General features: G+C 61.6%; 1 protein-coding gene and 1 pseudogene. Both read right to left on the bottom strand.

The annotated features are described in order from the left end of the window. Window positions 1-770, bottom strand: a 770-nt coding sequence (locus tag AWB67_RS38520) for a substrate-binding domain-containing protein (protein ID WP_087660917.1), incomplete at its 3' end; no start/stop codon positions are given. Between the two features lie 27 nt (window positions 771-797). Continuing rightward, window positions 798-929, bottom strand: a pseudogene (locus tag AWB67_RS43740) (LacI family DNA-binding transcriptional regulator); the annotation flags it as partial. Between the last annotated feature and the right edge of the window lie 49 nt (window positions 930-978).

The following is a 978-nucleotide window of genomic DNA, read 5'->3' on the forward strand; positions in this document are numbered from 1 at the left end:
GTGAAGTCCATTCTCCTCTTGAGCAAGGTCGCTGCCGTCGAGCCTATCGCGTGGCACGGCTGAACCATGGCAGTCAGGCGCGGCTCGAACGCGTTGGCCCAATCGAAATCGTCGAAGCCCGCTACGGCAACGTCGGCCGACACGCGCATTCCACATCGACGTGCCGCGAGCATGATGCCGATTGTCGTGAGGTTATTGCCGCCGATCAACGCGGTGACAGGGTTGGTCGATGTGAGCAGATGCGCGGCGGCATCGGTGGCCGTGGCGAGGTCGGTATGACCAATGGAAATGCGTTCCTCATGGACCGCAAGTCCGCGGCTGCGCAATCCATCGCGGAAACCTTCCGCACGCTCCAGCGCGGTCGTGAAGTTGGCTTGCCCTGCGAGGAAGCCGATCCGCTCGTGTCCATGATCGACCATGTGGGTCACCATCGTCGCAAGGGACTGCCGGTTCTCGACTCCGACGCCGTCGAGGTCGACATCGGGGAGCCGGTCGACCATGACCGACGGGATGCGATGTTCGCACAGGTAGGTCAACGCGCTGTTATTGCAACCGCACGATGGCGCGATGATGATCCCATCGACTCGCCGCTTGTGCAGCGCGGCCACGATCTCGAGTTCCCGATTGGGGTCGTCCTGCGTGTTCGCGAGAAGAACCATCATTCCGAGTTTCGCGCATTCCTCCTCGATGGCGTTGATGACGTCGGCAAAGTACCGGTTTCTCGTGGACGAAATAGCGAGGCCGATCGTACTCGTGGTCGATCGTGCCAAGGCTCGCGCCACTGTGTTGGGCGTGTAACCGAGCGCGCGAACGGCGTCCTGGACCGCTCGGGTCGTGTCGACGCTGACGAACCGCGTGCGATTGAGAACATGGGAAACGGTTGACGTCGCGACCCCGGCAAGCCGCGCGACATCAGCAATGGTTGCCACTGCGACCCCGACACGGTCCGGAGTACGTGTAATTGAAATACATTCGTAA

Origin of the sequence: Caballeronia terrestris, from assembly GCF_001544515.1 — a bacterium.
GTDB classification, from domain to species: domain Bacteria; phylum Pseudomonadota; class Gammaproteobacteria; order Burkholderiales; family Burkholderiaceae; genus Caballeronia; species Caballeronia terrestris.